24 protein-coding genes and 1 pseudogene are annotated in these 23,180 nt (G+C 44.1%); 23 read left to right on the forward strand and 2 right to left on the reverse strand.

Annotation, left to right across the window (positions count from 1 at the left end; all coding sequences use genetic code 11):
• The 22 genes and pseudogenes from ACSLP7_RS01860 to ACSLP7_RS01965 all read left to right on the forward strand — a co-directional run.
• On the forward strand, positions 1-278 hold a 278-nt coding region (locus tag ACSLP7_RS01860), incomplete at its 5' end, for a hypothetical protein (RefSeq protein WP_435577735.1).
• Positions 275-1,477, forward strand: coding sequence for a glycosyltransferase (locus ACSLP7_RS01865; protein ID WP_435577736.1), 1,203 nt, complete (start codon positions 275-277; stop codon positions 1,475-1,477). The genes ACSLP7_RS01860 and ACSLP7_RS01865, both read left to right, overlap by 4 nt.
• Before the next feature lie 126 nt (positions 1,478-1,603).
• On the forward strand, positions 1,604-2,578 hold the full coding sequence (locus ACSLP7_RS01870; RefSeq protein ID WP_435577737.1) for a glycosyltransferase family 2 protein: 975 nt from the start codon (positions 1,604-1,606) through the stop codon (positions 2,576-2,578).
• Positions 2,575-3,327, forward strand: a complete 753-nt coding sequence (locus ACSLP7_RS01875; RefSeq protein ID WP_435577738.1) for a glycosyltransferase family 32 protein — start codon at positions 2,575-2,577, stop codon at positions 3,325-3,327. Before ACSLP7_RS01870 ends, ACSLP7_RS01875 begins: the two co-directional genes overlap by 4 nt.
• Before the next feature lie 62 nt (positions 3,328-3,389).
• A complete protein-coding gene (locus ACSLP7_RS01880; RefSeq protein ID WP_435577739.1) occupies positions 3,390-4,574 on the forward strand; it encodes a glycosyltransferase in 1,185 nt (394 codons plus the stop codon).
• Entirely contained in the window at positions 4,571-5,545 is a 975-nt protein-coding gene (locus tag ACSLP7_RS01885; protein WP_435577740.1) for an NAD-dependent epimerase/dehydratase family protein, read from the forward strand. Before ACSLP7_RS01880 ends, ACSLP7_RS01885 begins: the two co-directional genes overlap by 4 nt.
• Positions 5,546-5,552: 7 nt before the next feature.
• Positions 5,553-6,326 carry a glycosyltransferase family 2 protein gene (locus ACSLP7_RS01890; protein WP_435577741.1) on the forward strand — a complete coding sequence of 258 codons (774 nt, stop codon included), beginning with the start codon at positions 5,553-5,555 and terminating at the stop codon, positions 6,324-6,326.
• Positions 6,327-7,199 carry a glycosyltransferase family 2 protein gene (locus ACSLP7_RS01895; RefSeq protein WP_435577742.1) on the forward strand — a complete coding sequence of 291 codons (873 nt, stop codon included), beginning with the start codon at positions 6,327-6,329 and terminating at the stop codon, positions 7,197-7,199. It begins immediately after the preceding gene.
• Positions 7,199-8,212 (forward strand): glycosyltransferase family 2 protein, encoded by a 1,014-nt coding sequence (locus ACSLP7_RS01900; RefSeq protein ID WP_435577743.1) that lies wholly within the window; start codon positions 7,199-7,201, stop codon positions 8,210-8,212. The genes ACSLP7_RS01895 and ACSLP7_RS01900 overlap by 1 nt, the downstream gene beginning before the upstream one ends.
• On the forward strand, positions 8,213-8,887 hold the full coding sequence (locus ACSLP7_RS01905; RefSeq protein ID WP_435577744.1) for a cytidylyltransferase domain-containing protein: 675 nt from the start codon (positions 8,213-8,215) through the stop codon (positions 8,885-8,887). It begins immediately after the preceding gene.
• Positions 8,880-9,926 carry an N-acetylneuraminate synthase family protein gene (locus tag ACSLP7_RS01910; protein WP_435577745.1) on the forward strand — a complete coding sequence of 349 codons (1,047 nt, stop codon included), beginning with the start codon at positions 8,880-8,882 and terminating at the stop codon, positions 9,924-9,926. The genes ACSLP7_RS01905 and ACSLP7_RS01910 overlap by 8 nt, the downstream gene beginning before the upstream one ends.
• Complete coding sequence (gene neuC / locus ACSLP7_RS01915) at positions 9,926-11,056, forward strand: UDP-N-acetylglucosamine 2-epimerase (protein WP_435577746.1); 1,131 nt, start codon at positions 9,926-9,928, stop codon at positions 11,054-11,056. The genes ACSLP7_RS01910 and neuC overlap by 1 nt, the downstream gene beginning before the upstream one ends.
• Positions 11,049-12,419, forward strand: coding sequence for a hypothetical protein (locus tag ACSLP7_RS01920; protein WP_435577747.1), 1,371 nt, complete (start codon positions 11,049-11,051; stop codon positions 12,417-12,419). Before neuC ends, ACSLP7_RS01920 begins: the two co-directional genes overlap by 8 nt.
• Complete coding sequence (locus ACSLP7_RS01925) at positions 12,412-13,551, forward strand: glycosyltransferase family 4 protein (RefSeq protein ID WP_435577748.1); 1,140 nt, start codon at positions 12,412-12,414, stop codon at positions 13,549-13,551. The genes ACSLP7_RS01920 and ACSLP7_RS01925 overlap by 8 nt, the downstream gene beginning before the upstream one ends.
• Before the next feature lie 5 nt (positions 13,552-13,556).
• Positions 13,557-14,108 carry a serine O-acetyltransferase gene (locus ACSLP7_RS01930; RefSeq protein WP_435577749.1) on the forward strand — a complete coding sequence of 184 codons (552 nt, stop codon included), beginning with the start codon at positions 13,557-13,559 and terminating at the stop codon, positions 14,106-14,108.
• Complete coding sequence (locus ACSLP7_RS01935) at positions 14,105-14,509, forward strand: hypothetical protein (protein ID WP_435577750.1); 405 nt, start codon at positions 14,105-14,107, stop codon at positions 14,507-14,509. The genes ACSLP7_RS01930 and ACSLP7_RS01935 overlap by 4 nt, the downstream gene beginning before the upstream one ends.
• Positions 14,448-14,768 carry a hypothetical protein gene (locus ACSLP7_RS01940; RefSeq protein ID WP_435577751.1) on the forward strand — a complete coding sequence of 107 codons (321 nt, stop codon included), beginning with the start codon at positions 14,448-14,450 and terminating at the stop codon, positions 14,766-14,768. The genes ACSLP7_RS01935 and ACSLP7_RS01940 overlap by 62 nt, the downstream gene beginning before the upstream one ends.
• A 67-nt stretch (positions 14,769-14,835) precedes the next feature.
• A complete protein-coding gene (locus ACSLP7_RS01945) occupies positions 14,836-15,216 on the forward strand; it encodes a glycosyltransferase (protein ID WP_435577752.1) in 381 nt (126 codons plus the stop codon).
• Positions 15,213-16,133: a glycosyltransferase gene (locus ACSLP7_RS01950; protein WP_435577753.1), complete on the forward strand. Its 921-nt coding sequence runs from the start codon at positions 15,213-15,215 to the stop codon at positions 16,131-16,133. The genes ACSLP7_RS01945 and ACSLP7_RS01950 overlap by 4 nt, the downstream gene beginning before the upstream one ends.
• A 137-nt stretch (positions 16,134-16,270) precedes the next feature.
• A complete protein-coding gene (locus ACSLP7_RS01955; RefSeq protein WP_435577754.1) occupies positions 16,271-17,638 on the forward strand; it encodes an O-antigen ligase family protein in 1,368 nt (455 codons plus the stop codon).
• A complete protein-coding gene (locus ACSLP7_RS01960) occupies positions 17,595-18,611 on the forward strand; it encodes a glycosyltransferase family 4 protein (protein WP_435577755.1) in 1,017 nt (338 codons plus the stop codon). Before ACSLP7_RS01955 ends, ACSLP7_RS01960 begins: the two co-directional genes overlap by 44 nt.
• A 32-nt stretch (positions 18,612-18,643) precedes the next feature.
• Positions 18,644-20,039: pseudogene (locus tag ACSLP7_RS01965) on the forward strand (sugar transferase).
• Here ACSLP7_RS01965 and ACSLP7_RS01970 read toward each other — a convergent pair.
• Both ACSLP7_RS01970 and ACSLP7_RS01975 read right to left on the reverse strand, forming a co-directional pair.
• Complete coding sequence (locus tag ACSLP7_RS01970; protein WP_435577756.1) at positions 20,007-21,209, reverse strand: Lnb N-terminal periplasmic domain-containing protein; 1,203 nt, start codon at positions 21,207-21,209, stop codon at positions 20,007-20,009. The pseudogene ACSLP7_RS01965 and the gene ACSLP7_RS01970 overlap by 33 nt on opposite strands.
• 3 nt (positions 21,210-21,212) lie before the next feature.
• Complete coding sequence (locus ACSLP7_RS01975) at positions 21,213-22,199, reverse strand: PorV/PorQ family protein (protein ID WP_435577840.1); 987 nt, start codon at positions 22,197-22,199, stop codon at positions 21,213-21,215.
• Between the two features lie 213 nt (positions 22,200-22,412).
• Between ACSLP7_RS01975 and ACSLP7_RS01980 the strand changes: the two genes are divergently transcribed.
• Entirely contained in the window at positions 22,413-23,177 is a 765-nt protein-coding gene (locus ACSLP7_RS01980) for a CDP-alcohol phosphatidyltransferase family protein (protein WP_435577757.1), read from the forward strand.
• The last annotated feature ends 3 nt before the right edge of the window (positions 23,178-23,180 follow it).

Here is a 23,180-nt window from a genome sequence, read left to right on the forward strand (position 1 = left end):
ATGAGGTCATATCATTTGAAGAAAGACGGGAGCTATTGAAAACAGCCATGCGGAAGTGTTTTGACAAGTTCATTATACCTAATAAGATGTGGTGGCAGGGAAAAAACCTGCTGCGAATAGCGCAAAAATCCAATTTGATCAGCCTTAAAGAGGCATTTGCTTTCAAGGTTTATTTGTACATGATCCGCAGCAATAAGCATAAAACTAAAGGCTTCGGTATGTATCGTCTTTACAGCTGGAGCAGAAGCGTTTCGGGCTTAAAATCTGAAGTTTTATGAGTTTAAAGGTGCTCTTTTGGCTCAAGGAATTTCCGAAGTTTTCGGAGACTTTCATTCGCGATCAGATTGTAGAATTGATACGAAGCGGGCATGAAGTCCACATTTACACCCTTAAACGCAATGGCGGGCAGTTAGAGGCCCTAAAGGGTTTGGAAGATCTCGCTCTCTTTGAAAACGCCCAAAGCCCAGGGATCTTGATGCCGGCTTCAAAAATAGATCGTTTTAAGGCCATTCGTAGAGTGTTAAGCGGCAGTTCAAATAAGGAAGAGAAAAAACTGCTTTTACGCAGCTTGAATGGGCTCAAGTACGGCCGTTCAGCTCTAAACGGGAATCTGTTCTTTTTATTGAATTATTTGTTCAGCCATAATATAAACATCATCCACACTCATTACGGAACCATGGGGGAACAGGCAGCTCAACTAAAGGCTTTGGGATATCAAGGCAAACTCTTTTGCACCTTCCACGGATTCGATCTGCGCGGTGCTTTGGCCGGAAGGACAGGATTCAATTTTCCACTGCTCAAACAGTATGCCCATGGCATTTTTGCCATTTCTAAATACAGCGAAGAACAGCTGCTCGGTTTGGGATTTTCAACCACTCAGGTTCGGTATTTACCCAATGGCATTAAAGTGTTTCCTTCTAAAGAAACTAGGAGTTCTCAGGACCCATTAAGAATCTTAAGTGTAGGCCGATTGGTTCCAGAAAAGGACTATGAAACTGCTTTTAAAGCGCTCTCAACACTTGCGCAGCTTAAACCTGATCTCAATTGGCAGTACACTCTGGTTGGCCATGGTGAACTCGCCCAAGATTTGAAGGATTTGGTTCATGAATTAAAACTAACCGATATGGTTGAATTTAAAGGGGCCTTAGCTTCTGAGGAGGTTCAAAAATCGTATCAAGCCGCTGATCTATTTTTACTTTCCAGTAAGGTTGAGGTTTTACCTACAGTACTTCTAGAAGCACTCAATGCAGGCTTAACCTGCGTGTCTACGGATGTTGGAGCTGTAGCTGAAATCTTAGGCTCCGATGCCTATCTTTCTCCGCCGCAACAGCCTGAGGCTTTGTGTGCCACGTTGTTAGAAGCTATTGAGAATCAGCAGCAATGGGCTGAGAAGATTATAAAGCAGCGTCATCATCTGGCATCTACCTATGAAAAATCCAAAGTCACAAAGCAATTAATCGCCTACTACACGAGCTAACCCTCTTTGGAATGCTTAAGAAAAATCCTCTCAAAAATTGTTGGCAAGTTGCTTATAAATTGTCAGCCTATGGTGGGTGTTGATTTTGAGAAATGATATCTTAGCGTAACCACAAAAAAGGAGTGCATGTCTACCAGCGGTCTGGTTTCCATTATTATTCCTGTTTTCAATCGGGCTGAACTCATTATCCCGACTTTAACCAGTATTGCCAAGCAGACTTATTCCCAGTGGGAATGCTGTATTGTTGATGACGGCAGTACAGATGACACTCTTGCCGCGATTAGGCATTTAACAGCCGATGAGCCTCGCTTTAAACTATTCAATCGTCCAGAACATTTACCAAAAGGAGCCAACAGCTGCAGAAATTACGGTTTTGAGCAAGCTCAGGGTGAATTTGTGATCTTTTTTGACAGTGATGATTTAATGCTGGAAGAGGATCTGGCGCTGCGCTTGAATCAAATGGAGGACAAGGATATTGTGGTAGCCAGAGCACAAGTGGTGGATGAAGCCTTGAATCTTATTCGTGAATTTAGAGTTGAGGCCTATCAAGACCTCTACCGCACCTATGCCTACACCAAGACTGAGATGATCACGGATTCCGTATTATTTAGAAAACAGTTTTTGGAAGGCAAAACCTTGTTTGACCCAACCATAGTGCGCGGACAAGAAGCTGAATTTTTCTTGAGAATCTTCAGAGGCGTGTCCACGGATCAGGTAGTGTTGATGGAAACTCCAAGTTTTCTCTACAGACAGCATCCTGGCACAAAGACCTCCGCAGCACAGCACTATATACAGGATTACAAGCAGTCACAATTCAAGATCTACGCGGATAATCTCCAGTATGGCATTGCTGAGAAAGATCCACAGCTCGTAAAATACATGTACAAACAACTGGTTCCAATTTTATGCAGTGCAGCCGCAAATCGGGATAAAGATACCCTAAAAACGGTCCGTAAATTCATGACCAAATCATTAGGAGATGCAAATCCAACTTTGAAAACGACTTTAAAACGCATCACGGGTATTTTATACTTCTTCGGGAAACCGAGTTATCGTTTGGAGAGCAAACTCCGAAACGCAGACTTAAATTTTGAACTATGAGTATTCCTAAAATCATACATTGCTGCTGGTTTGGGGAGGCCTCATTGAGTCCCGTGGCAAAGCGTTGTCAGGAATCGTGGCGCCAATTTGCTCCAGATTTTACCATCAAGATCTGGAACGAATCCAACTCAAAACCCTATCAGAATCAATTCTACAAAGACGCGATAAGGGAGGGGCAATACGCCTTTGCATCAGATGCCATTCGTGTAGCTGTTTTAGAAGCAGAGGGCGGTGTTTATTTGGATATGGATATGCTCTTGGTAAAACCCTTGGAACCGCTGCTGAACAATTCTTTTTTTACGGGCTATGAAGTTGACGGGAGACCGGCCTATGGAATTTTTGGCGGAGTTGCGGAACATCGTTTTTTTAAGGCGATGAATCAGTTCTACGATTCGGAACGTTTCAATCGATATTCCCCACCGGTCATCACCCATACTTTTAAAGAACTCATAGACGGAGCAGTTTTGAATGAAGACGAGACCATCTACGATATCGATTATTTTTATTCTTTATCCTATGAAGATCGTGATAAAGACTATCAGCAGTTTTTAACGGATCGATCTGTTGCAGTCCACTTGTGGGATCACTCGTGGAAACAAACGCCGGCTCAGAATACGGCTTGGCTATTAAAACAGCTGTGGCATGTACATTTGGACCATTGGTCACGCGGATATTCTAAAGCTTATTTTAAACGTTACCGAAAGGAATTTGCGAGAAAATTGTTTCACAAAATCAGTGGGAAAGCATAGCACTTAAAGTACTACATATCAATACCTCTTCAAGAGGCGGTGCAGGACTAGCAGCTTTGAGAATGCAACGCGCTTTACAGGATCAAGGTATTCAGGCAGCCTTTCTTTCTAAAACCTTAAGTGTTGATTTTTCAGGGAAGGAATTTGAGGATCCTTTCTTTAGATACAAACCGCCTAGCCTTCTCAAGCGAATAAAACTCAAACTCATTCCTACAAGCTCAAAAGAGCAAGACTTTCAACGCTTAGTAGCTGCTCTTCAGCCACCACTAAAGGCGGAGATTGTGACCAGTCCCGAGTCCGACTATGATCTTTTGCGGCATCCTTTGGTACAAGAGGCAGATATTATCCACCTGCACTGGGTCAATGGCATTCTGGATTACCAAAGCTTTTTCAAGGGTCTTGACAAGCCCGTGTACTGGACCCTGCATGACATGAATCCCTTTTTGGGAATTTTTCACTACGCGGGAGACGAGGCCAGAAATAGCGGTAAAAGTGCACATGAGCTAAATGAGTCTTTTAAAGTGCTTAAGAAGGAAGCTTACTCCCAAGCTCGAGATTTACATTTATTATTTCCATCGACTTGGTTGATGGATGCGGCAAAAGCTAGTGGAATCTTTCCAAAGCACACCACCTACAATTTGCTAGCAAACGGAATTGATCAAAAGCCATACAAACGCCTTGTTTCTTCAGAAGAAATAGGACAAACCGCCCCTTTAAAATTGATCTATGTTTCAGATCGATTGGACAACCATAGAAAGGGTGCAGATCTTCTGCAAACTGCTTTGGCTGATTTGACCATTCCTTTGGAGTTGATCACAATGGGAGCCGGATCACTTAAAATTGACAATCCGAATGTCAAGGTGAAATCGTTAGGTTATATGGATAATGAAGCTGATAAGATCAAGGCGATAACGGCAGTAGACGCTCTATTGATTCCCAGTCGGGAAGACAATTTGCCCAATACCATGCTGGAAGCGCTCGCCGCAGGAACTCCAGTTATCGGCTTTGAGATTGGTGGTCTGGCCGAACATATTCAGAGCGGTCTGAATGGACAGCTCTCCAAGGAGCTCAGTGCAGCAGGATTGCTAGAAGCAATAGAGACCTTTGGGCAACAAAAACAGGAGTTCAAACGTTCCCAAGTTAAAGCATATGCTCAGGAACATTTTGATGTAAATAATCAGGCGAAAAAGCTGGTAAATCGGTATCTTGAGCCTCAGAATAACCCCCCAAAACCACAAACACCATGAAAAAGACACTCGTACTTGGAGCCGGAGGTTTCATAGGCGGTCATTTGGTTAAACACTTAAAATCTCAAGGACACTACGTTAGAGGTGTGGATCTGGTTCCACATGCCTACAGTGATCTGCCCGCCGATGATTTTGTGATCGGTGATCTTCGCGACCCGCAAGTTGTGGCTTCCGTGGTTGATGAAGGTGTTGATGAGATCTATCAACTCGCTGCAGACATGGGTGGAGCAGGCTATATTTTTACAGGAGACAATGATGCCGATGTGATGCACAACAGCGCCTTGATCAATCTCAATGTGGCGCATGAGGCGGTTAAAAAGAAGGCAGGAAAGGTATTCTATTCTTCGTCTGCTTGTATGTATCCGGAGTACAATCAGCTGGATCCAGACAATCCAAAATGTTCTGAAGAATCTGCCTACCCGGCAAATCCGGACAGCGAATACGGTTGGGAGAAATTGTTCTCTGAGCGCCTGTATTTGTCCTTTATGAGAAATTATAATCTCAACGTGCGCATAGCGCGCTTTCACAACATCTTTGGGCCAGAGGGTTCTTGGAATAACGGTAAGGAAAAAGCGCCAGCTGCTCTGTGCAGAAAGGTTGCCGAGACCGCTGCAGGCGGAGCAATAGATGTTTGGGGAGACGGAAAACAAACCCGTTCCTTTTTGTATATAGACGAGTGTATTGAGGCGGTAATGCGTTTGATGGATTCAGATTTTATTGGGCCAGTCAATATCGGATCCGAAGAAATGGTGTCTATCAATCAGTTTGCGGAAATGATCATTGGCCTTTCTGGCAAAGACATTAACATCGAGAATATTCCCGGACCAGAAGGCGTTCGCGGGAGAAACTCTGACAACGCTTTGATCTTCGAAAAACTCGGATGGAAACCCACCCAGCCACTACAAGTTGGCTTGGAAAAGACTTACAATTGGATATCGGCCAAAGTAGCGGCCAAAGAGTCGGACCAATAATCCGCAGATGCAACCCTTAGTTTCTATAATTACCATCAACTACAACAATGCCGCAGGGCTTCAAGCCACTGTGGATTCTGTCATTGCTCAAGAGTTCCGCGACTTTGAGTTCGTGATCATTGATGGGGGTTCTAGTGACGGTAGCCTTGCAATTATTGAAGAGAATAAATCTCATTTTAAGCATTGGGTCAGTGAACCCGACGGCGGGATTTTTGAAGCTCAAAACAAGGGGATCGCGGCTGCTAATGGCGAATATTTACTTTTCTTAAACAGTGGAGATTGTCTAAATGGAACTCAGGCTCTAGGCGATTTTGTAAAAGCTCCGCAGTTTAAGGGAGACATTATCTACGGGGATTATAAATATGAAACCGGTGGGAAATCTTATCCGGATGAGCTCACGCCTTTGTTCTTTTTCAAATCCTCTTTGCCACATCAAAGCACGCTTTTTAAGAGCAGTGTCTTTGAGCAAATGGGCAATTACGACACCAGTTTGCGCATTGCAGCAGATCGTGCTTTTTATATAAAGTGCTTTCTTTCCAATAAGTTTAGCTTTTCCCATGTGCCAAAAGCGCTGAGCTTTTTTGATCTCAGTGGGGTGAGTAACGATCCCAGTTTTGCAGCCAAGAAGGAGTCGGAAGATACTCAGGTTTTGAAGCAGTATTTTGGGATATACTATGAAGACTATCAGACCTTAATGGCCTTAAATGCTGCCTTATCAGCGGCCAAACGAAATACGCCTCAAGGCATTTTGAAGCGAATCAAACGCAGACTCTTTAAGTAAATGGATTCCAAGCGTCCGCTGGTCACAGCGATCATCACCACCTACAACCGTACGGATTATCTGGCAGAGGCTATTGCCAGTGTCTGCAAGCAATCCTATGATCATTTGGAGGTCTTAGTGATTGATGATGGATCTGTAGATAAAGTGGCGGAGCAAATCTGTGAACAATTTCCGGGGGTGAAATACCATTACAAAACCAACGGAGGGCTTTCCAGTGCTCGGAATTACGGTGTTTCATTGGCTCAAGGAGAATTTATTTGTTTTTTAGACGATGATGATCTGTGGAAGCCGGAGAAGGTTGAGGTTCAGCTACAAGCTTTTAAGGCGTTTGGCGAAGTTCAGCTGGTACACAGCAGTGCTTCGGTCATAGATGCTCAAGGAGAACTGACGGGAGCTCAAATTGGGGCTTCTCCCGATAAGGCCCACAAACGCAGCGGAAAGGTATTTTGGAATGCTCTAGGGGTTTGGGTACCTAAATCTCCAACCGTAATGATCTGTAAATCAGCATTTGCAGACGATTTACTTTTTGATGAGACCATCAAAGTAGGAGAGGACATTGACTTTTACCAGCGTTTCTGTTATCGCTACCCAGTTCGGTACATTAACGAACCTTTAGCTTTATATCGGGAATACGAGCAAACGGATCGCTTGTCCGCGCAGCGGGCCAAATATCTGGGGATCGGATTAAAAATGTTGCGCAATTTTAGTGCTATGGGAGTTGGTGGTTTTCAACGCTGGAAGATCGCTCAGAGACTTTTGACCATGGAACTCCGGCATTACGCTCAAGCCTATCCGGATCGTCCCTTAAAGATTCCCGCCTGGAGACGTAAAGCGTTTCCGATTGGTTGCTTAAAACAGTATTTTAGTCACTGATGAGGTCCGGATTCAATCCAAATAAAGATCAACTACAACAAGAAGCAGTGTATTCGCATCAGCTGCTTATTCCTGTTTATATACCCAATCACGAGGGCTATTTTAAGGACAGCCTTGAGATATTGAAGTGTTGTTTAAAGTCCTTGGAGAAGACCGTTCACCGAAGAACATTCATCACTGTGGTGAATAACGGAAGCAGTGAAACGGTTCGGGATTATTTGGATAAGCAGTTGGTTGATGGCGGTATTCATGAGCTTATTCACAGCACCAATATTGGCAAGATCAATGCGATTCTAAAAGGACTTGCTGGCCATGATTTTGAGCTGGTGACCATTGCAGATGCAGATGTTTTGTTTTGCAGCGGATGGCAAGAAGCTACTTATGAGATCTTCAGGGCCTTCCCAAAGGCAGGCGCGGTAGCACCGCTTTCTTTTCCGACCTTTTTTAAATATTATACCGCTCCAGTTTGGGCAGATCACTGGTCCAGCTCCGCTTTAAAATTTCAAGAAGTTCGAGACCCTGAGAGTTTAAAAGCCTTTGCGCACAGTATTGGCAATGCGGAGTTTTACAAACCAGCACATCTGGAAAAGCAATTGGTTTTGACCCACAATGGCGTTGCTGCGGGAGTGGGCAGTGGACACTTTGTCAATACCTATCGCGGCTCGCTCTTTGATCCGCCAGTAGGTAAGCACAGCCCATATCAACTGGGAGGAGACAGTGAAACCCGCTTTGTGGATCAACCTGCTATGGATGCAGGCGCCTACCGTTTATCCACCTTAAAAGGTTATGCGTTTCATATGGGAAACACCCTGGAACCTTGGATGCATGAAGAGCTAGAAGGCTTGGAAAAGAGCTCCTTAGAAACTGTTGATATCCCGTGGAATAAACTTCGCGCTAAACCCCTTAGAAATTGGTGGGTAAAGCTTATTTTTAAGCTATTAACCAGAGGCCCAATTTGGAACCGATTGCTGCGTTCCAAAGGGTTGTCTGCCAATCAACTGAGAAACTATTAAATGATCGATCCGGCAAAAACAGCTTTTGTGATTCCGGCGCGGGGTGGCTCTAAGCGTATTCCGGGTAAAAATCTGATCCCATTTGGAGGCAAAGCCCTCATTGATCACAGTATTTCTTATGCTCAAAAGCATCAACAATTAGCGCGTCATTTACTGGTTACTACAGACAGTCCAGAGATTAAAGCCCATTGTGAAAATCAGAACGTTATGGTCATTGATCGTCCGGCCGATCTGGCTTCCGATACGGCGACCACTGTTTCTGCCTTGAAACATTTGGTGCAGGCGGCTCCGATGGATTTAGAGTGGATCATTCTGCTGCAAGCCACCAATCCATTACGACCTGAGGGTTTGATTGAAGACGCCATAGAAACAATTAATGCCCAACAAGGGGATAGCTTGATGTGTGTCTCCACCTTTGATAAAAAACTGGGGAAGCTAAAAGATGGCAAGTTCGAGCCTTACAACTACCAGTTGGGGCAGCGCTCACAAGACATGGAGCCCTTGTATCGAGAGAACGGTTTGCTTTATGTCAGTCACACGGATCTGCTCAAACAAGCAATGCTGTTAGGTCCTAAACAAACGATTTTGATCTGTGACCATCCATTCGCCGATGCGGATATAGATTCTCAGGAAGACCTCAATTTTGCCGAATTTTTACTCAAAACCTATGCCTAAAGCACCAGAAATAACCATAGCCGGCAGAAAGATCGGTCCAGAACATCCACCCTTGGTGATCGCAGAGATCGGGATCAACCATGAAGGTTCACTTGAGGTCGCCAAAGTCATGGTTGACGCGGCTGCGGCAGCAGGAGTAGAGGTGGTAAAACACCAAACCCATATTGTTGCTGATGAAATGAGCGGTGCTGCTAAGAAGGTAATTCCCGGCAATGCAGACGTTTCAATCTATGAGATTATGGATCGTTGCTCCTTGAATGAGGCGGATGAACTCGCCCTTAAAAATTATGTGGAATCCAAAGGGATGATCTTTATCTCTACGCCTTTCTCAAGAGCTGCTGCGGACAGACTCATCAAATTTGATGTTCCCGGTTTTAAGATAGGAAGTGGCGAATGCAACAATTATCCTTTGCTGGAACATATTGCTTCTTTTGGCAAACCAGTGATCTTGAGCACAGGGATGAATACCATTGAGAGCGTGGCTAAAGCCGTCGCTATTTTTGATAAGCATGGGGTGGATGTTGCCCTTTTGCATACCACCAATTTGTATCCTACGCCAACGCGTTTGGTGCGCTTGGGGGCTATGACTCAGTTGCATGAAGCCTTCCCAGACAAAGTATTCGGTTTATCAGATCACACCCTGAACAATAACGCTTGTTTAGCGGCCGTAGCTTTAGGAGGATCTATCTTGGAAAGACATTTTACCGATCATATGGACCGTCCAGGTCCAGACATAGTTTGCAGTATGGATCAGCAGGCCTGTAAAGAACTTATTGAAGGAAGTCATGAAATTTGGCAAATGCGTGGAGGTGAGAAAAAGCCCGCTGCAGAAGAGCAAGTGACCATTGATTTTGCCTTTGCCACAGTCTGTACCATTGCTCCTGTAGCAAAAGGAGAAGCCTTTACCAAAGACAATGTTTGGGTGAAACGGCCAGGGACGGGAGAGATCTTAGCGGAACATTTCAACGAGGTATTAACGCGCAAGGCGGCAACAGACTTACCTGCAGACGTACAACTTAAAAAATCCGATTTGGCCTAATGGGAAAGCGACGCATAGTTTTTCTTACCGGGACACGTGCCGATTTTGGAAAGATCAAGTCTTTGATCGCCCGTATTGAAGCGCATGAGGATTTTGAGGCTTATTTGTTTGTCACCGGAATGCATTTGATGCATACCTATGGTTATACCATGATCGAGGTGGAACGCTGTAATTTTAAGCACGTTCACGCCTTTGAGAATCACACCAGCGAGACGACCATGGAGCTGACCTTAGCCAAGACTATCACAGGTTTTTCCAGCTATATTCAAGACATTCAACCGGATTTGATCGTGGTTCACGGAGATCGGGTAGAGGCTTTGGCAGGAGCTATAGTAGGTTCACTCAACAACATCCTTGTGGCGCATATAGAAGGCGGTGAGATTTCTGGAACTATAGACGAGTTGATCCGTCATGCTACCAGTAAGATGAGTCATATTCACTATGTTTCTCATCAAAAGGCACAACAGCGTTTACAACAAATGGGAGAGGTTGCAGAATCTATTTTTGTGATCGGTTCTCCGGATGTGGATATCATGTTTTCTGACGGTTTGCCTGCAATGGAGGCCGTTCGCTCGCATTATGAGATCGATTATGAAGACTACGGAATAGTTTTATTCCACCCGGTGACTACAGAATCAGAAGCCATGCACACCTACGCAAAGGCCTTTGTAGAAGGACTGTTGGCTGCCGATAGAAACTTTGTGGTGATCTATCCGAATAACGATTTGGGAAGCACGGCTATTTTAAAGGCCTATGAAGCTTTTGAAGGGCGATCGAATTTTAGAGTTTTTCCATCGATTCGTTTTGAATACTTTTTGACCCTGCTCAAACATGCCGATTTTATCATTGGAAATTCTAGCGCTGGGATACGCGAGGCGCCTTATTACGGAGTTCCAACTTTGAATGTAGGGACCCGACAGCTCAACAGAGCAGAACACGATCATATCATTGATCTGCCTTATGAGGTAGAGGCTATTGCGAAAGCTTTGGCCGGACCGCTTCCGCAGATACAAGAAAGCAAACCCGTTTTTGGAAACGGGCAATCCCACGATCTTTTTATAAAGAGCTTAGAAACGCCTGCCCTTTGGGATATTGATCATCAGAAACAGTTTAAAGATACTCATGAGTAAGCCTGAGGATATTGTACTGTTTGTACCTGACGGGGTTGGGATAAGGAATTATTTGTATGCCGATGTGTTTAAGAATCGGCAGGCGAATTTACACCTCTATCACAATTTTGATCCGGATACTTTAGGTCGACTTAAATCCGAACTTCACTTCGCTTCAGATCAGGAGATTCCTGCCTACAGCGAATCCATCAAAGAAAAGTATTACCGAGAGCTCATCCATTATTGCCGTTTGAAGCTCAACACCAAGCGTACGGCAAATGTTACCATCATGCATTTGTGGAACAAGCCCAGAAAAGGTTTGAAGCAAATGCTGTTTTATGGTTTTGTGACCTTTATGGGGAATTTCTACGGCAACTACAAGGCAGTTTTGAAATTGGAGAAGCGCTATCAGCGGGAAATCCGAAGCAATCCAATTTACCAAAAGGTGAGTGCGCAATTGGCAGCTTTAAATGCCAAAACGCTATTCTGTACGCATCAAAGAGCTTTAAAAGCCCCGCCCATCTTTGCGGCCGCTCAAGATTTGGGCTTAAAAACTGCTACTGTGATCTATTCATGGGACAATATTCCTAAGGCGCGTTTGGCCTTGCAGGCCAATATTTATTTGGTTTGGTCTGCTTATATGAAAGAACAATTGTTGGCTTTTTATCCTGAACTAGACTCAGAGCAGATTAAAATTACCGGGACGCCTCAGTTTGAAGCGTATAATGACCCGAAGAACATCATACCCAAAGAGATTTTTTACGAACAGTATCGTTTGGATCCAGCCAAAAAGATCATCTGTTTTAGTGGTGATGATGAGTATACTTCGCCATATGACCCAACTTATTTGCACGATTTTGCTGCCCAACTTCAAGAATCGGGCTTGGAATCTAAGTATCAGATTTTGTTCCGTCGCTGTCCGGTAGATGTTTCTGGGCGTTACGATGATGTTGTAGCAAAGTTTGAAGGATTAATCATTGAAGCGCCGCCGCTTTGGAATTTCAACAGCAATGTATGGTCTGCGGTTTATCCCACTCAGGACGATGTGAAATTACTGGTCAGTGTTGCACATTATTCGGACATGGTAGTCAATCTGGGCTCTACCATGGCGTTTGATTTTGGTATGTTTGGTAAGCCTTGTATTTATATCAATTACGATCCTCCACAGGCTAAAGGCTGGTCGGTGAATATGATTTACAATTTTGAGCATTTCAAGAGTATGCCAGACCCTTCAGCGGTATTTTGGTGGGAATCTCCTGAGGGATTACCCGAATTGCTTCAATCCATTCCGAGAAGAAAATCTAAGATTGGGGATTGGATGGATATTGTCATTGAAGATACCCAAGCCTCTGATAGAATTTATAATGCCTTGATCAATGGCTGATACGCCTTTACATATTGTATTCCTTTCTGCCGAATATCCGCTTTGGGCTTCTGGCGGGGTGGGTACTTTTATCCAAACCCTCGGGCGTTCCTTGGTGGCTGCAGGACATAAGGTAAGTGTGGTTGGACCTGGCGTTAAAAGTCGTGAAGAGAAGATTGACGATCAAGGCGTAAACCTCTATCGGTTAAAAAAGAATCCTTTACCTGGGCCTAATTTTATGTACAATGCTTGGGCCATGAATCAGAAGTTGAGACAACTCAATAAAAAGCAGCGCATAAACATCATTGAATCTGCGGAACTGGGTCTAGCTCTGATAAGCAAGTCACATAGAGCCAAAAAGGTGATTCGTCTGCACGGAGGCCATCACTTCTTTGCAGAAGCAGAGCGCCGCGGAATCAATTGGCGTAAAGGTTTGTTGGAGAAGCGCTCCTTTGCCAAGGCAGATGCTTTCATTGCAGGCACGAACTACGTGCGGTCTCATACGGGAAAATACTTGAGTTATCATCAGGCAGAGATGGCTTTGATCCCTTATCCGCTGCAAACAGACGTCGCCTTAACGCAGACCACATTAGATCCAAATTTGGTTCTGTTTGCAGGTACGGTTTGTGAGAAAAAAGGCGTTCGTGAGCTTATACAAGCCTTTTCTATAATTGCTCCTGAGTTCCCTGAATTGCGATTAGAACTCTACGGGAGAGATTGGTTTTACCCAGACGGAAAGTCTTATATAGAAACCATTCAAAGAGAACTTGCGGAGGCTCCTTTTGAGCGCATTCATTTTAAGGGAGCAGTTTCCAGAGATGCTTTGGATGCGCAATATGCCAAGGCTGCAGTTTGCGTATTTCCCTCACATATGGAAACCCAAGGTTTGGTATCTTTAGAGGCCATGTTGTTGGAAAAGCCTGTGATCTTTTCCAAATACGGTCCTGGGCCAGAGACCATAAAGCATGAAGAAGACGGACTGTTAGCAGACGTTTACCAACCGGAAGATATTGCCAATAAGATTCGATGGGTTTTGAATAATCGGGAACAGGCTGATGCCATGGGGAAGCGGGCTCGGCAAGCAGTTAAAGCGCGTTTTGATCTGCAAAAGGTCACTGCGCAAAATGTCGCATTTTATCGTTCCATACAATAGTGTTCATGGGTAGATTCGTATCAGACATAAAAAAATACAAACGTTATTCCAACAGGAATGGCTTGATACTGCTATTGACCCAACAAGGGCTTTGGGCTCTGTTTGTATACCGAATTAACAATAATATCTACCGCTCTAAACTTCCAGGCTTCTTGAAACGTATTTTCTTGTTTTTTGGATTGTTTTGGCAAAAGTACATTGAGATCGTCGCGGGAATCTCTTTACCCTACAGTGCGTCCATTGGTCGTAGCTGTTATATCGGGCATTTTGGAGGGATCATCATCAATGCAAACGCTGTGATCGGTGAAGATTGCAATATCTCACAAGGCGTTACCGTGGGTGTCAGTGGACGTGGAGCCGATAGAGGCGTGCCAACCATTGGTGATCGGGTTTATATAGGCGCCAATGCAGTGGTGGCTGGGAATATCGCGATAGGAAATGACGCTGTGATAGCAGCTTGTTCTTTAGTGACTCAGGCCGTTGCAGCAGGAACCACAGTAGCTGGAGTGCCTGCTAAGAAGATCAGTGATAACAATTCTAGCGCTTATATTCAATGAAACTGCTCGTTGTCAGTGCTGCGCCCATACTCAAAGAGAACGATACCCTAGTGGCCTACGCGCCTATGGTGGCTGAGTTGGACCTGTGGTTTGAAAAGGCAGATGAGGTGACCATACTAGCGCCGACAAAATATCCGAAGCAATTGTTGACCAAAGCATTTGCAAGACAGGATCTCAAGATAGTTTCTGTGCCTCCTTTATTCTTTGGATCCTTTTCTGGACTATTAAATGCGATTTGGGGCATTCCTGTTACCAAGGTCAAGCTATTGATAGCCATGGCTAAGGCAGATCACATCCACTTGAGGCCGCCCGGGAACTATAAGTCTTTTTGGTTGTTGGATGCAAATGATCTTCCCGTGGAAAAAGAAAACGGCCAAATATGCCGGAAACTGGTCTCCTAAGGCTGCTCAGCCCTTTAGTTATAAAGTTCAAAAGTGGTTGTTGCGCAACACCTTTTTTGACCCGAAACATGCAGGTTTTGGTTATATGGAGATTGGCCTGATCAGACAAAAAATATTAAACCCTTCTTTACAGCAACTTATTGGGGAAACTGAGAAGCAAGATATTGTGCCTCGTGATTACAGTGGTGCTGTAAAGATGGTCTATTTGGGAACCTTAAGCCCGAACAAGCGTGTAGATTACGCCGTAGAAACTTATTAGAGAACTTAAAGACTTTGGAGTAGCTGCTAGTTTAGATGTCTACGGAGAAGGGGGAGAGCGTGCAAAGTTGGAGCAACAGATCACTGATTTACAATTGAGTGATCGGGTTACACTAAAAGGTAATCAGCCCGCTGAGGTGGTTCGAGAAGCACTAAAAACGGCACATTTCTCCATTTTAGCTTCCCAATCAGAAGGTTGGCCCAAAGCAGTTGCGGAGGCCATGTTTTGGGGAACAATTCCCTTGGCGAGTCCAGTTTCTTGCGTCCCTTGGATGTTAGATCAGGGCAAGCGCGGCCTACTTTTAGACTTTGCGACAGATGCAGAGACCTTAGCGGCGATGCTGAGCAGACCACGTAGGTTGACCAATATGGCGGCAGCTGGGGTAAAATGGTCGCGTCAATACACCATGGATAGTTTTAGAAGTGAAATTCACAAATTGCTTGAATGAGAGTCCTTCAACTCATAGATTCTTTAAACCCTGGTGGGGCAGAACGTGTGGCGGTGAGCTATGCGAATGCTTTGTGTGGAAATGTGGAGGCCTCATTTTTATGTACTACACGAGCAGAAGGTAAGCTCAAAGCACAACTCACTCCGGAAGTTGGTTATCTGTATTTAAAGAAGCGGAGCGCCTTGGATATTTTTGCGATCATGCGTTTGATCCGTTTTTGTAAAAGAAATCAAGTGAACGTTATTCACGCACACGCTACTTCTTTCTTTACAGCGCGTTTAGCGCTCTTGTTTTTAAGCGGGTGCCAATTGATCTGGCACGACCATTACGGCAATTCCGAAGCCCTTGAGCAACGCCCGCTCAAAATGTTGCGCTGGTGTTCCAAAGGTTTCGATACGGTTTTGTCCGTTAATCAAAAATTAGCGGATTGGGCCAAAATTCGCTTACGTTCCAAACAAGTACTGTTTTTAGAGAATGCTGTTCCGCTGTTGGATACTGATCTCGTTCAAGCAGCGGAAGTATCGGGTAGCTCTGGCGTTCGTGTGCTGCTCATGGCAAACTTTCGTCCGCAGAAAGATCATCTGAACGCCTTAAAAGCATTAGCAGAGGTCCGTAAAACCCTACCAGAAGTCAGTTTGCACTTGTTGGGCATGCATTGGAACGATGCCTATTATCAAGGAGTCTTGGGACAAATAACGTCATTAGAACTCTCCGATTCTGTTTATTTACACGGCTCTCAGCAGGATGTCAATGGGTATATGAAAGCCTGTGATGTAGGCATGCTATCATCAACTTCAGAAGGTTTACCCATGGCAATATTAGAATACGGTGCTATGGAACTTCCCGTTGTTTGTACAGATGTTGGACAATGCGCAGAAGTGGTTGGTGATTCTGCTTATTTGGTTCCGGGCTTCTGATTCTGAAGCCTTGGCCCGTAGGCTCTTAGAGGCCTTAAACCAAAAGGAAGTAGCTCTTGAAAAGGCACAAGCTTTTAGAAAGCGCATAGCAGGGCGCTATTCCATACAGACAATAATTCCTAAATTGCTGGCAGTATATGGCAAAACCTACTAAGCCCATACGGAAATTTACTTACGTACAGCTTCTTTTGCTGCACATTGGTATGGCCTTTACGGTTTACTTTTTCAGGCCGAGTTCTACCATCTTTTTGTTAGGTAGCTTCGCCATTTTTACTTTTTACGTCTTGGCCAAAGGCAATAAGAACAATGAAGTACTCTTTGCGGCAGCCTATTTTACGGGGGCCGAGGTGTTCTTTAGGATGACGGGAGGCGCCTTGTTTTACGAGACCGGGAAGTACGCCGTTATCTTCTTTTTGCTCCTGGGGATGTTCTACCGCGGGACTTCCCTGCGTTCCTTGCCGTTCTGGACCTATCTGTTTGTTTTAGTGCCTGGAATAGTGTTTTCTGCGATCAATTTAAACTACGAAACTAATTTTAGAACGGCTGTTATTTTTAACCTCAGTGGTCCGTTCTGTTTAGGCGTAGCCGCTATATATATGTACTTTAGGAAGGTACAACGGGAACAACTGCAGCAGATCTTTATGGTAATGCTGTTGCCCATTGTCACGACCATGGTCTTTCTCTATGTATTTACACCAAGTATTCGAGATGCCTTGTCGGGTACACAATCGAATTTTCAAACTTCTGGTGGATTTGGACCGAATCAAGTAGCGACAATTCTAGGTCTGGGCATGTTTATTTTGATCACGCGCCTGTTCACCATCAAAGATCGTTTGGTCAATATTGTCGATTTGGTATTGCTATTCTTTATGAGTTACAGGGCCATTGTGACCTTCTCCCGAGGTGGGGTAATCACGGCTGGAATTTGCGCCGTCTTCTTTATCATTTTCCTCTATATGACCTCCAACAATAAGGCTAAGGCACGACTTTTACCCAAAGTGGGTATAGTGGTGGTTGGTCTTATATTTACCTGGCTGTTTACTTCCATACAAACTACAGGGCTAATTGATTATCGATACACCAACAGGGATGCTGCTGGGCGTTTAAAACAAGACATTACCACGGGCCGCTCAGAGCTGATCAGCAGCGAACTTGCAGCCTTTTACGAAAAGCCGCTAACAGGTATTGGTGTGGGGAAGATTAAAGAATATCGCTTTGAACAGTCGGGAACCTTGGCGGCAACGCATAATGAGGTGAGTCGATTGCTTTCTGAACACGGAATTCTTGGGCTAGGAGCATTGATGTTGCTCTTTTTAACTCCTTTGCTTTATTGGTTCAAGCAACGGCATAACCCGTATTTGATAGCATTATTCATCTTTTGGTTTTTGACCATTAATCACTCGTCCATGAGACTGGCGGCGCCTGCATTTATCTATGGTTTGTCGCTATTATTTGTTTTGAATGAAAAGAAAAAACCTCGTCTACATAGGCAACCACCTGCGTAGCTCCGCTAAAAATCCAACCTATTCTATGCGCTTGATCTCGCGTTTGGAAGCAGAAGGGTTTTCTGTGGTAGCCAGCTCGTCGCACAACAATAAGTTGCTGCGATTTCTGGACATGTGGATGACGGTTGTTAAACATCGCCGTCGCTGTGATTATCTGCTGATCGATACCTACAGTACACTGAATTTTTATTATGCGATTGTCGTTGCTTGGTGGGCCCGACGATTTAAGCTGAGATATATTCCTATTCTTCACGGTGGGAACTTGCCCAATCGTATCAAAACGAATCCTAAGACTCTTAAAAGATATTGTCAAGGGGCTTACACGGTGGTGAGTCCATCGGCCTATTTAGCCAATCTGTTTGAATCCGCCGGAATTTGCAAAGTGGAGATCGTAAGAAATGCAATCGACTTATCTCGTTATACCCCTAAGGCTAATAAAACCTTTGCTCCAAACTTGGTTTGGCTCCGCGCTTTATTGCCGCTTTACAATCCGCAGCTGGCCATACAAGCCTTTCAACGCATACAGTCGAAATTTCCCACGGCTTCTCTTATCATGGCTGGTCCTGGAGATCCACAGATTTTGGAGGAATGTCAAACCTTGGCAATTGAATACAAACTGACTGTAGATTTTCTAGGGAAGATCAATCAAGAGCAGTGGATAGGCTTGGGGCAAAAAGCAACTGTGTTTCTTAACACCAGTACCACAGACAATCAACCCTTATCAGTCCTTGAAGCACAGGCCATGGGGCTTCCTGTTGTTTCCACAGCAGTGGGAGGCATGCCTTTTTTAATTGATAACGGCGCTGACGGGTTTCTGGTTGATCGGCAAGAGCCTGATGCAATGGCAGATGCTGTCTTAAAGATTTTAAGCGACGAATCCTTATATAAGTCCATGAGCGAAAAGGCTTTAAGCAGAGCTCAGCAACACGATTGGCCTTTAATCCTTGAAAAGTGGAAGTCTATTTTAAATTAGATTATTATTTTTAACAACCACCAACCCCTATCATGACACAAAAATCCAATATTCACTTTGATATCTCAGAACGCAAGGTGCTGCTGCGTATTTTGGATATTTTCTGTGTCTTGGCTTTGCTTTACGGGGTAGGCTTGGTCTTTGATTTTGACTACTTTAAGATTAATTCAGAACATTGGTTTTGGTCAATCGTATTAGCACTCTACCTTACTGTTTTCGCTACCATCTTTGGAGCTTTATGATCTGCAAAAGGCAAGCAATTTTGAGGTCGTGGTCAAAAACATCATTTTGACCTCCTCGGTGACGGTGCTCTTTTACTTATTAACGCCTTTTTTCAGTCCAGAGTTACCGGAGAATCGTATACAGATCGTCTATTTCTATTTGGCAATCAATGTGGCGCTCTTTCTTTGGCGTTATGCCTATATATCGCTCATTGCTACACCGCGTTTCTTTAAACGCGTCTTGTTGGTGAGTGATGCTTCGGAGGTTGAATTGGTAGCTTCGGTCTTGCACAAGGTGGATCCGAACTATAAAGTCATCGGCTTTATAAATACAGAAAACAAAGCCTATAAACCTCTGGAGATTGGTGGTTTAGAGGAATTTGAAGGTAAAAACATCAAGGAAGCGGTAGCGGACCATTTCATCTCAGAAATTGTGGTGTGCACACCGGAAGCCCAAGGGATAAACCGACGCATCTACAACGAGCTTTTGGAGTTGTTAGAGAGCGGATTTCCAATTCGAGAGTATACCCAGGTCTATGAAGAACTTTCCAAAAGGGTTCCTGTGCAACATGTAGATAAAGACTTTTACCGCTATTTCCCTTTCAGTCGAAGCAATCAGAATAAACTCTATCTGTTTTTCCACCGATTGTTGGATCTGCTGTTTTCTGTAATTGGACTTTTGTTTGGTTTGCTGATCTCACCAGTGATCATTATTGGAAACCTTGTCGGGAACCGAGGCCCCGTATTTTATACCCAGGAACGTGTTGGACGTAACGGTAAAGTATTTCGCATCATCAAACTAAGGACCATGGTGGTGGATGCAGAAAAAGATGGCGCGCAATATGCCACAGCCAAAGATGTTCGCATTACTCGTTTCGGTAATTTTTTACGCAAGACTCGCTTTGACGAAATTCCTCAGTTTTTAAATGTGATCAAAGGAGAAATGAGTGTCATTGGACCTAGACCGGAACGTCCTGTGTTTGTGAAGGAGCTTTCTGAGATCATTCCTTTTTACGAGATCAGGCATATTGTAAAACCCGGAGTGACGGGTTGGGCGCAGGTGAATGCCAAATACGGAGTATCACATGCGGATGCTTTAGAGAAACTGCAATACGATCTGTATTATATAAAACGCAGAAGTCTGTTTTTAGATATCAGTATTGTGATTAAGACCTTAAGCACCATCATCTTCTACCGCGGGCAGTAGGTCTTTGTCCACCGCTTTCAACAAGTATAAATAGCGAACTGCTAAGGCGATCACAAAGGGAATCAGTGCTTTTGGGAACACTTGTACGCCAACAATCCAATGCATACACATCAATACCAACATCAACAATAAAAACTTCAAATAGGCTTTTGTCCAGCGCTTCGGATGTTTTTTGCCCAATTGAAACGCCAACAACAGATTTAATGGGAAAGCCCATAACAAATTGTAATTATAAGCAGTGGTATAATGATCTGTAGCAAACCACAGCAGTAACAAGATTACACCCACAAGACCTAGGAAGATCTGTAAAACAGCGTCTACGGCTCTTGTTCGGCCTTGATTATTGCTATCTCGATAGGTAACAAATAATAAGCCCAAGCCAAGGAGCAGCATAACCAAAAGTGGGCTAGTCAAAAAGTTGCTTTCACGTTTTTCAGACTCGTTCTCAAAAAGGTCTTTAGTGCTGGCCACTAAAGCTGTCGCATCTTCTCCAGTTCCTCGACTGGCTTTTTCCAAAGCTTTAAAGACGTACTCTGGTAGGAACATATGATCCTTGATAGGTGCTGTTCGGTCTACCACAGAACCAATTCCCAGATCCATTCCAAAGCTGCCCCAAGTGTTCCAATGCACATTTTGTTGGATAAGCGTTCTGAAGGTCTGCGGCTTTTCTACAAAGCTGGAATCAATGCTCATCTCAGGCACGATGTCTTGTAGAATAAGCGGAATCTTCGTCGCGCAATTGTCGTAGAAAAAATCGTAGTTATAGGCGCGATTCTCTGGCTTGAGGTTGTTTTCTAAAAAGCTGAACATCGCCTGCTTTTCTTGCTGGTCTAAAGCCAGGACCTGCTCCTTTATCCAGCGATTGTCCTCAATATAGCTGCGAAGAAAACCTTCGGTGCGGCGTCTGTCTAGAACATAGCGCATTTGCCCTTTGGCGAATTTTGCATAGAAGTTCGGGTCACTAAAATCGTAAACCCCATAATTGTAGATCACATCAATGCCTCGGGCTTTATCTTCCAATCTAATCGCTGTATGACCAAAGGAGTCATAAAGCGCTTTTCCCGGTCCCATGGTGAGTATAGAAACCTCGGCACCACTAGAGAGTTGCAGCTCTTGTGCTTGATTTTGAAACGTGATAAGAGTAAGGAGAAGAAGTAAAAGTTTCCGCATAGGCTATCTGAATAAACTCCAGTCAATGGTTAATGAGAACACGTTGGAATACAAGGCGGCACTTTGGTCACCGATATCGGTCAAGGCATAATCCAGTTGAATTCCTTTGTATTTAAAACCAACTCCAATGTTGGGTTGAAACCCAACATTATCACTGCCGTCCAATTGTTGAATGTTCTGAAAATTACCTGCCCCCGCACGAACAAAGATCAGGTCGATATAACCAAATTCTAAACCTACAGCCGGCGTGATACTGGCAAAGGAACTGGAGATGATATCGTTGGTCTCTGCAAAGCGCATATTGAGATCTACAGCCGCTAAGAGGGAGTAATCATAATGGAATACAAACTTTTTAGCGATCCCAATATTGAGCTTAGGCAAGGTTAATTCTGTGGTTTCTGGTAGTTCCTGATTTTGACCTTCTACAGCGTTGCTGATGGTCGCAAACTGATCTTCATCTATGGTCCAAGCGTTGAAGGTTGTAGTAATGTCTCGCGCCATGATACCAAATCTCCAGTTGGACTTAGATTGAAACTGAATTCCAGCATCCAAACCAAAGCCCCAAGAATTGGCAAAATCTCCAATTACACGACGGATCACCTTAGCGTTAACTCCAATATTCAGCCCGTCTAAGGGCAAAGCCCGCGCATACGAAAAGGTCACCCCATAATCCGCAGTAGAGAAGAGCGAGATTCTGTTGTAATCAATATTTCCTTGCTCGTCAATTAACTGGGTGGTGTTCAAAATGTCATCCACTCCAAAGCGAATCACAGACAAAGCCACCGCAGATTGCTTGTCCAATGGCATCGCAAAAGCTGCGTAATCATAATTGGCAATATTGGCAAAATAAGAAGCGTGCATCAGGGCCAGTTGGTTGTCTTCCAATTGCACCAAGCCCGCAGGATTCCAATAACCCGAATTCACGTTGGCCGTGGACGCAGTCACCGCATTGGCCATACCAAATGCCGCGGCATCAACGCCAATGTTCATAAATTCGTTGGAATACTTTCTGGTGGTCTGAGCCTGAAGTCCCAGGCAAACTACCAGCAGTACGAGTAATAACTTCTTCTTCAAGCGTAATTTTTTACGGTCTAAAGCGGACGCTGTTTTGCCTATTAAAACTGCAAAAAGCCGTTGTTATTGTGCAGTTCCGCCTGCAGACAAAAATACTTTATTATTTTTACAATCAATTGTCAAAAACTCATGCGCAAATACATTCCTCACCTTTTTACTTCTTTGAATTTATGCTGTGGATGTATCGCTGCGATCTTTATAATCATAGGGCAGCCATTAGGAGCGGTGGTCTTTATGTTTTTGGGGATATTTTTCGACTTTTTTGACGGTCTTGCGGCGCGCGCTTTAAAGGTGACCTCAGAGGTTGGTGTTCAATTGGATTCCCTTGCAGATGTTATTACCAGTGGTCTGGTTCCCAGTCTAATGATGGTGTATATGCTCACTTCGGCACAGCTAAATACCAATATAGCAGGATATTTTTCCATCCTTTTTTATGATGTGGAGTCACCTGTAGGTGCTGCTGGCGAATTAAGTCTATGGATACCGGCCATAGGACTAATTTTAGTAGTGTCTGCAGCCTACCGATTGGCCAAGTTCAATGTGGATGAGAGACAGACCTCTGGATTTATCGGTTTACCTACGCCGGCCAATGCAATTTTTATTGCCAGCCTGATTTTAATTACTCAAGATTTTAGCCCTGCTTGGGCCTATGAACTGTTAATCAATTCTTGGGTCTTAGTTGGAATTACCATTGTATTCAGTCTGCTAATGCATGCAGAAATACCGCTCTTTTCCCTCAAATTCAAGTCCTTTGGGCTTAAAGAGAACGGTTTTGTCTACGGGTTTTTACTAGCTACTATAGCAGCTTTGTTGCTTTTTAAGATCATAGCCATTCCATTCATCATTATTGGCTATGTACTCTTATCGATTATAAAAAATACACTCACTAAATAATTA

This window comes from Gilvibacter sp. (assembly GCF_965601605.1).
GTDB lineage: Bacteria > Bacteroidota > Bacteroidia > Flavobacteriales > Flavobacteriaceae > Gilvibacter.

Bases quoted from the DNA above. Each gene is read 5' to 3' on its own strand.
- ACSLP7_RS01865 (WP_435577736.1), top strand. From the start codon at position 275: ATGAGTTTAAAGGTGCTCTTTTGGCTCAAGGAATTTCCGAAGTTTTCG.
- ACSLP7_RS01880 (WP_435577739.1), top strand. From the start codon at position 3,390: ATGCAACGCGCTTTACAGGATCAAGGTATTCAGGCAGCCTTTCTTTCT.
- ACSLP7_RS01925 (WP_435577748.1), top strand. From the start codon at position 12,412: ATGGCTGATACGCCTTTACATATTGTATTCCTTTCTGCCGAATATCCG.
- ACSLP7_RS01905 (WP_435577744.1), top strand. From the start codon at position 8,213: ATGATCGATCCGGCAAAAACAGCTTTTGTGATTCCGGCGCGGGGTGGC.
- ACSLP7_RS01920 (WP_435577747.1), top strand. From the start codon at position 11,049: ATGAGTAAGCCTGAGGATATTGTACTGTTTGTACCTGACGGGGTTGGG.
- ACSLP7_RS01980 (WP_435577757.1), top strand. From the start codon at position 22,413: ATGCGCAAATACATTCCTCACCTTTTTACTTCTTTGAATTTATGCTGT.
- ACSLP7_RS01900 (WP_435577743.1), top strand. From the start codon at position 7,199: ATGAGGTCCGGATTCAATCCAAATAAAGATCAACTACAACAAGAAGCA.
- ACSLP7_RS01960 (WP_435577755.1), top strand. From the start codon at position 17,595: ATGAAAAGAAAAAACCTCGTCTACATAGGCAACCACCTGCGTAGCTCC.
- ACSLP7_RS01975 (WP_435577840.1), bottom strand. From the start codon at position 22,199: ATGAACATTGGCGTTGATGCCGCGGCATTTGGTATGGCCAATGCGGTG.
- ACSLP7_RS01885 (WP_435577740.1), top strand. From the start codon at position 4,571: ATGAAAAAGACACTCGTACTTGGAGCCGGAGGTTTCATAGGCGGTCAT.
- ACSLP7_RS01930 (WP_435577749.1), top strand. From the start codon at position 13,557: ATGGGTAGATTCGTATCAGACATAAAAAAATACAAACGTTATTCCAAC.
- ACSLP7_RS01875 (WP_435577738.1), top strand. From the start codon at position 2,575: ATGAGTATTCCTAAAATCATACATTGCTGCTGGTTTGGGGAGGCCTCA.
- ACSLP7_RS01955 (WP_435577754.1), top strand. From the start codon at position 16,271: ATGGCAAAACCTACTAAGCCCATACGGAAATTTACTTACGTACAGCTT.
- ACSLP7_RS01870 (WP_435577737.1), top strand. From the start codon at position 1,604: ATGTCTACCAGCGGTCTGGTTTCCATTATTATTCCTGTTTTCAATCGG.
- ACSLP7_RS01950 (WP_435577753.1), top strand. From the start codon at position 15,213: ATGAGAGTCCTTCAACTCATAGATTCTTTAAACCCTGGTGGGGCAGAA.
- ACSLP7_RS01895 (WP_435577742.1), top strand. From the start codon at position 6,327: ATGGATTCCAAGCGTCCGCTGGTCACAGCGATCATCACCACCTACAAC.
- ACSLP7_RS01890 (WP_435577741.1), top strand. From the start codon at position 5,553: ATGCAACCCTTAGTTTCTATAATTACCATCAACTACAACAATGCCGCA.
- ACSLP7_RS01940 (WP_435577751.1), top strand. From the start codon at position 14,448: ATGCAAATGATCTTCCCGTGGAAAAAGAAAACGGCCAAATATGCCGGA.
- ACSLP7_RS01910 (WP_435577745.1), top strand. From the start codon at position 8,880: ATGCCTAAAGCACCAGAAATAACCATAGCCGGCAGAAAGATCGGTCCA.
- ACSLP7_RS01935 (WP_435577750.1), top strand. From the start codon at position 14,105: ATGAAACTGCTCGTTGTCAGTGCTGCGCCCATACTCAAAGAGAACGAT.
- ACSLP7_RS01970 (WP_435577756.1), bottom strand. From the start codon at position 21,209: ATGCGGAAACTTTTACTTCTTCTCCTTACTCTTATCACGTTTCAAAAT.
- neuC (WP_435577746.1), top strand. From the start codon at position 9,926: ATGGGAAAGCGACGCATAGTTTTTCTTACCGGGACACGTGCCGATTTT.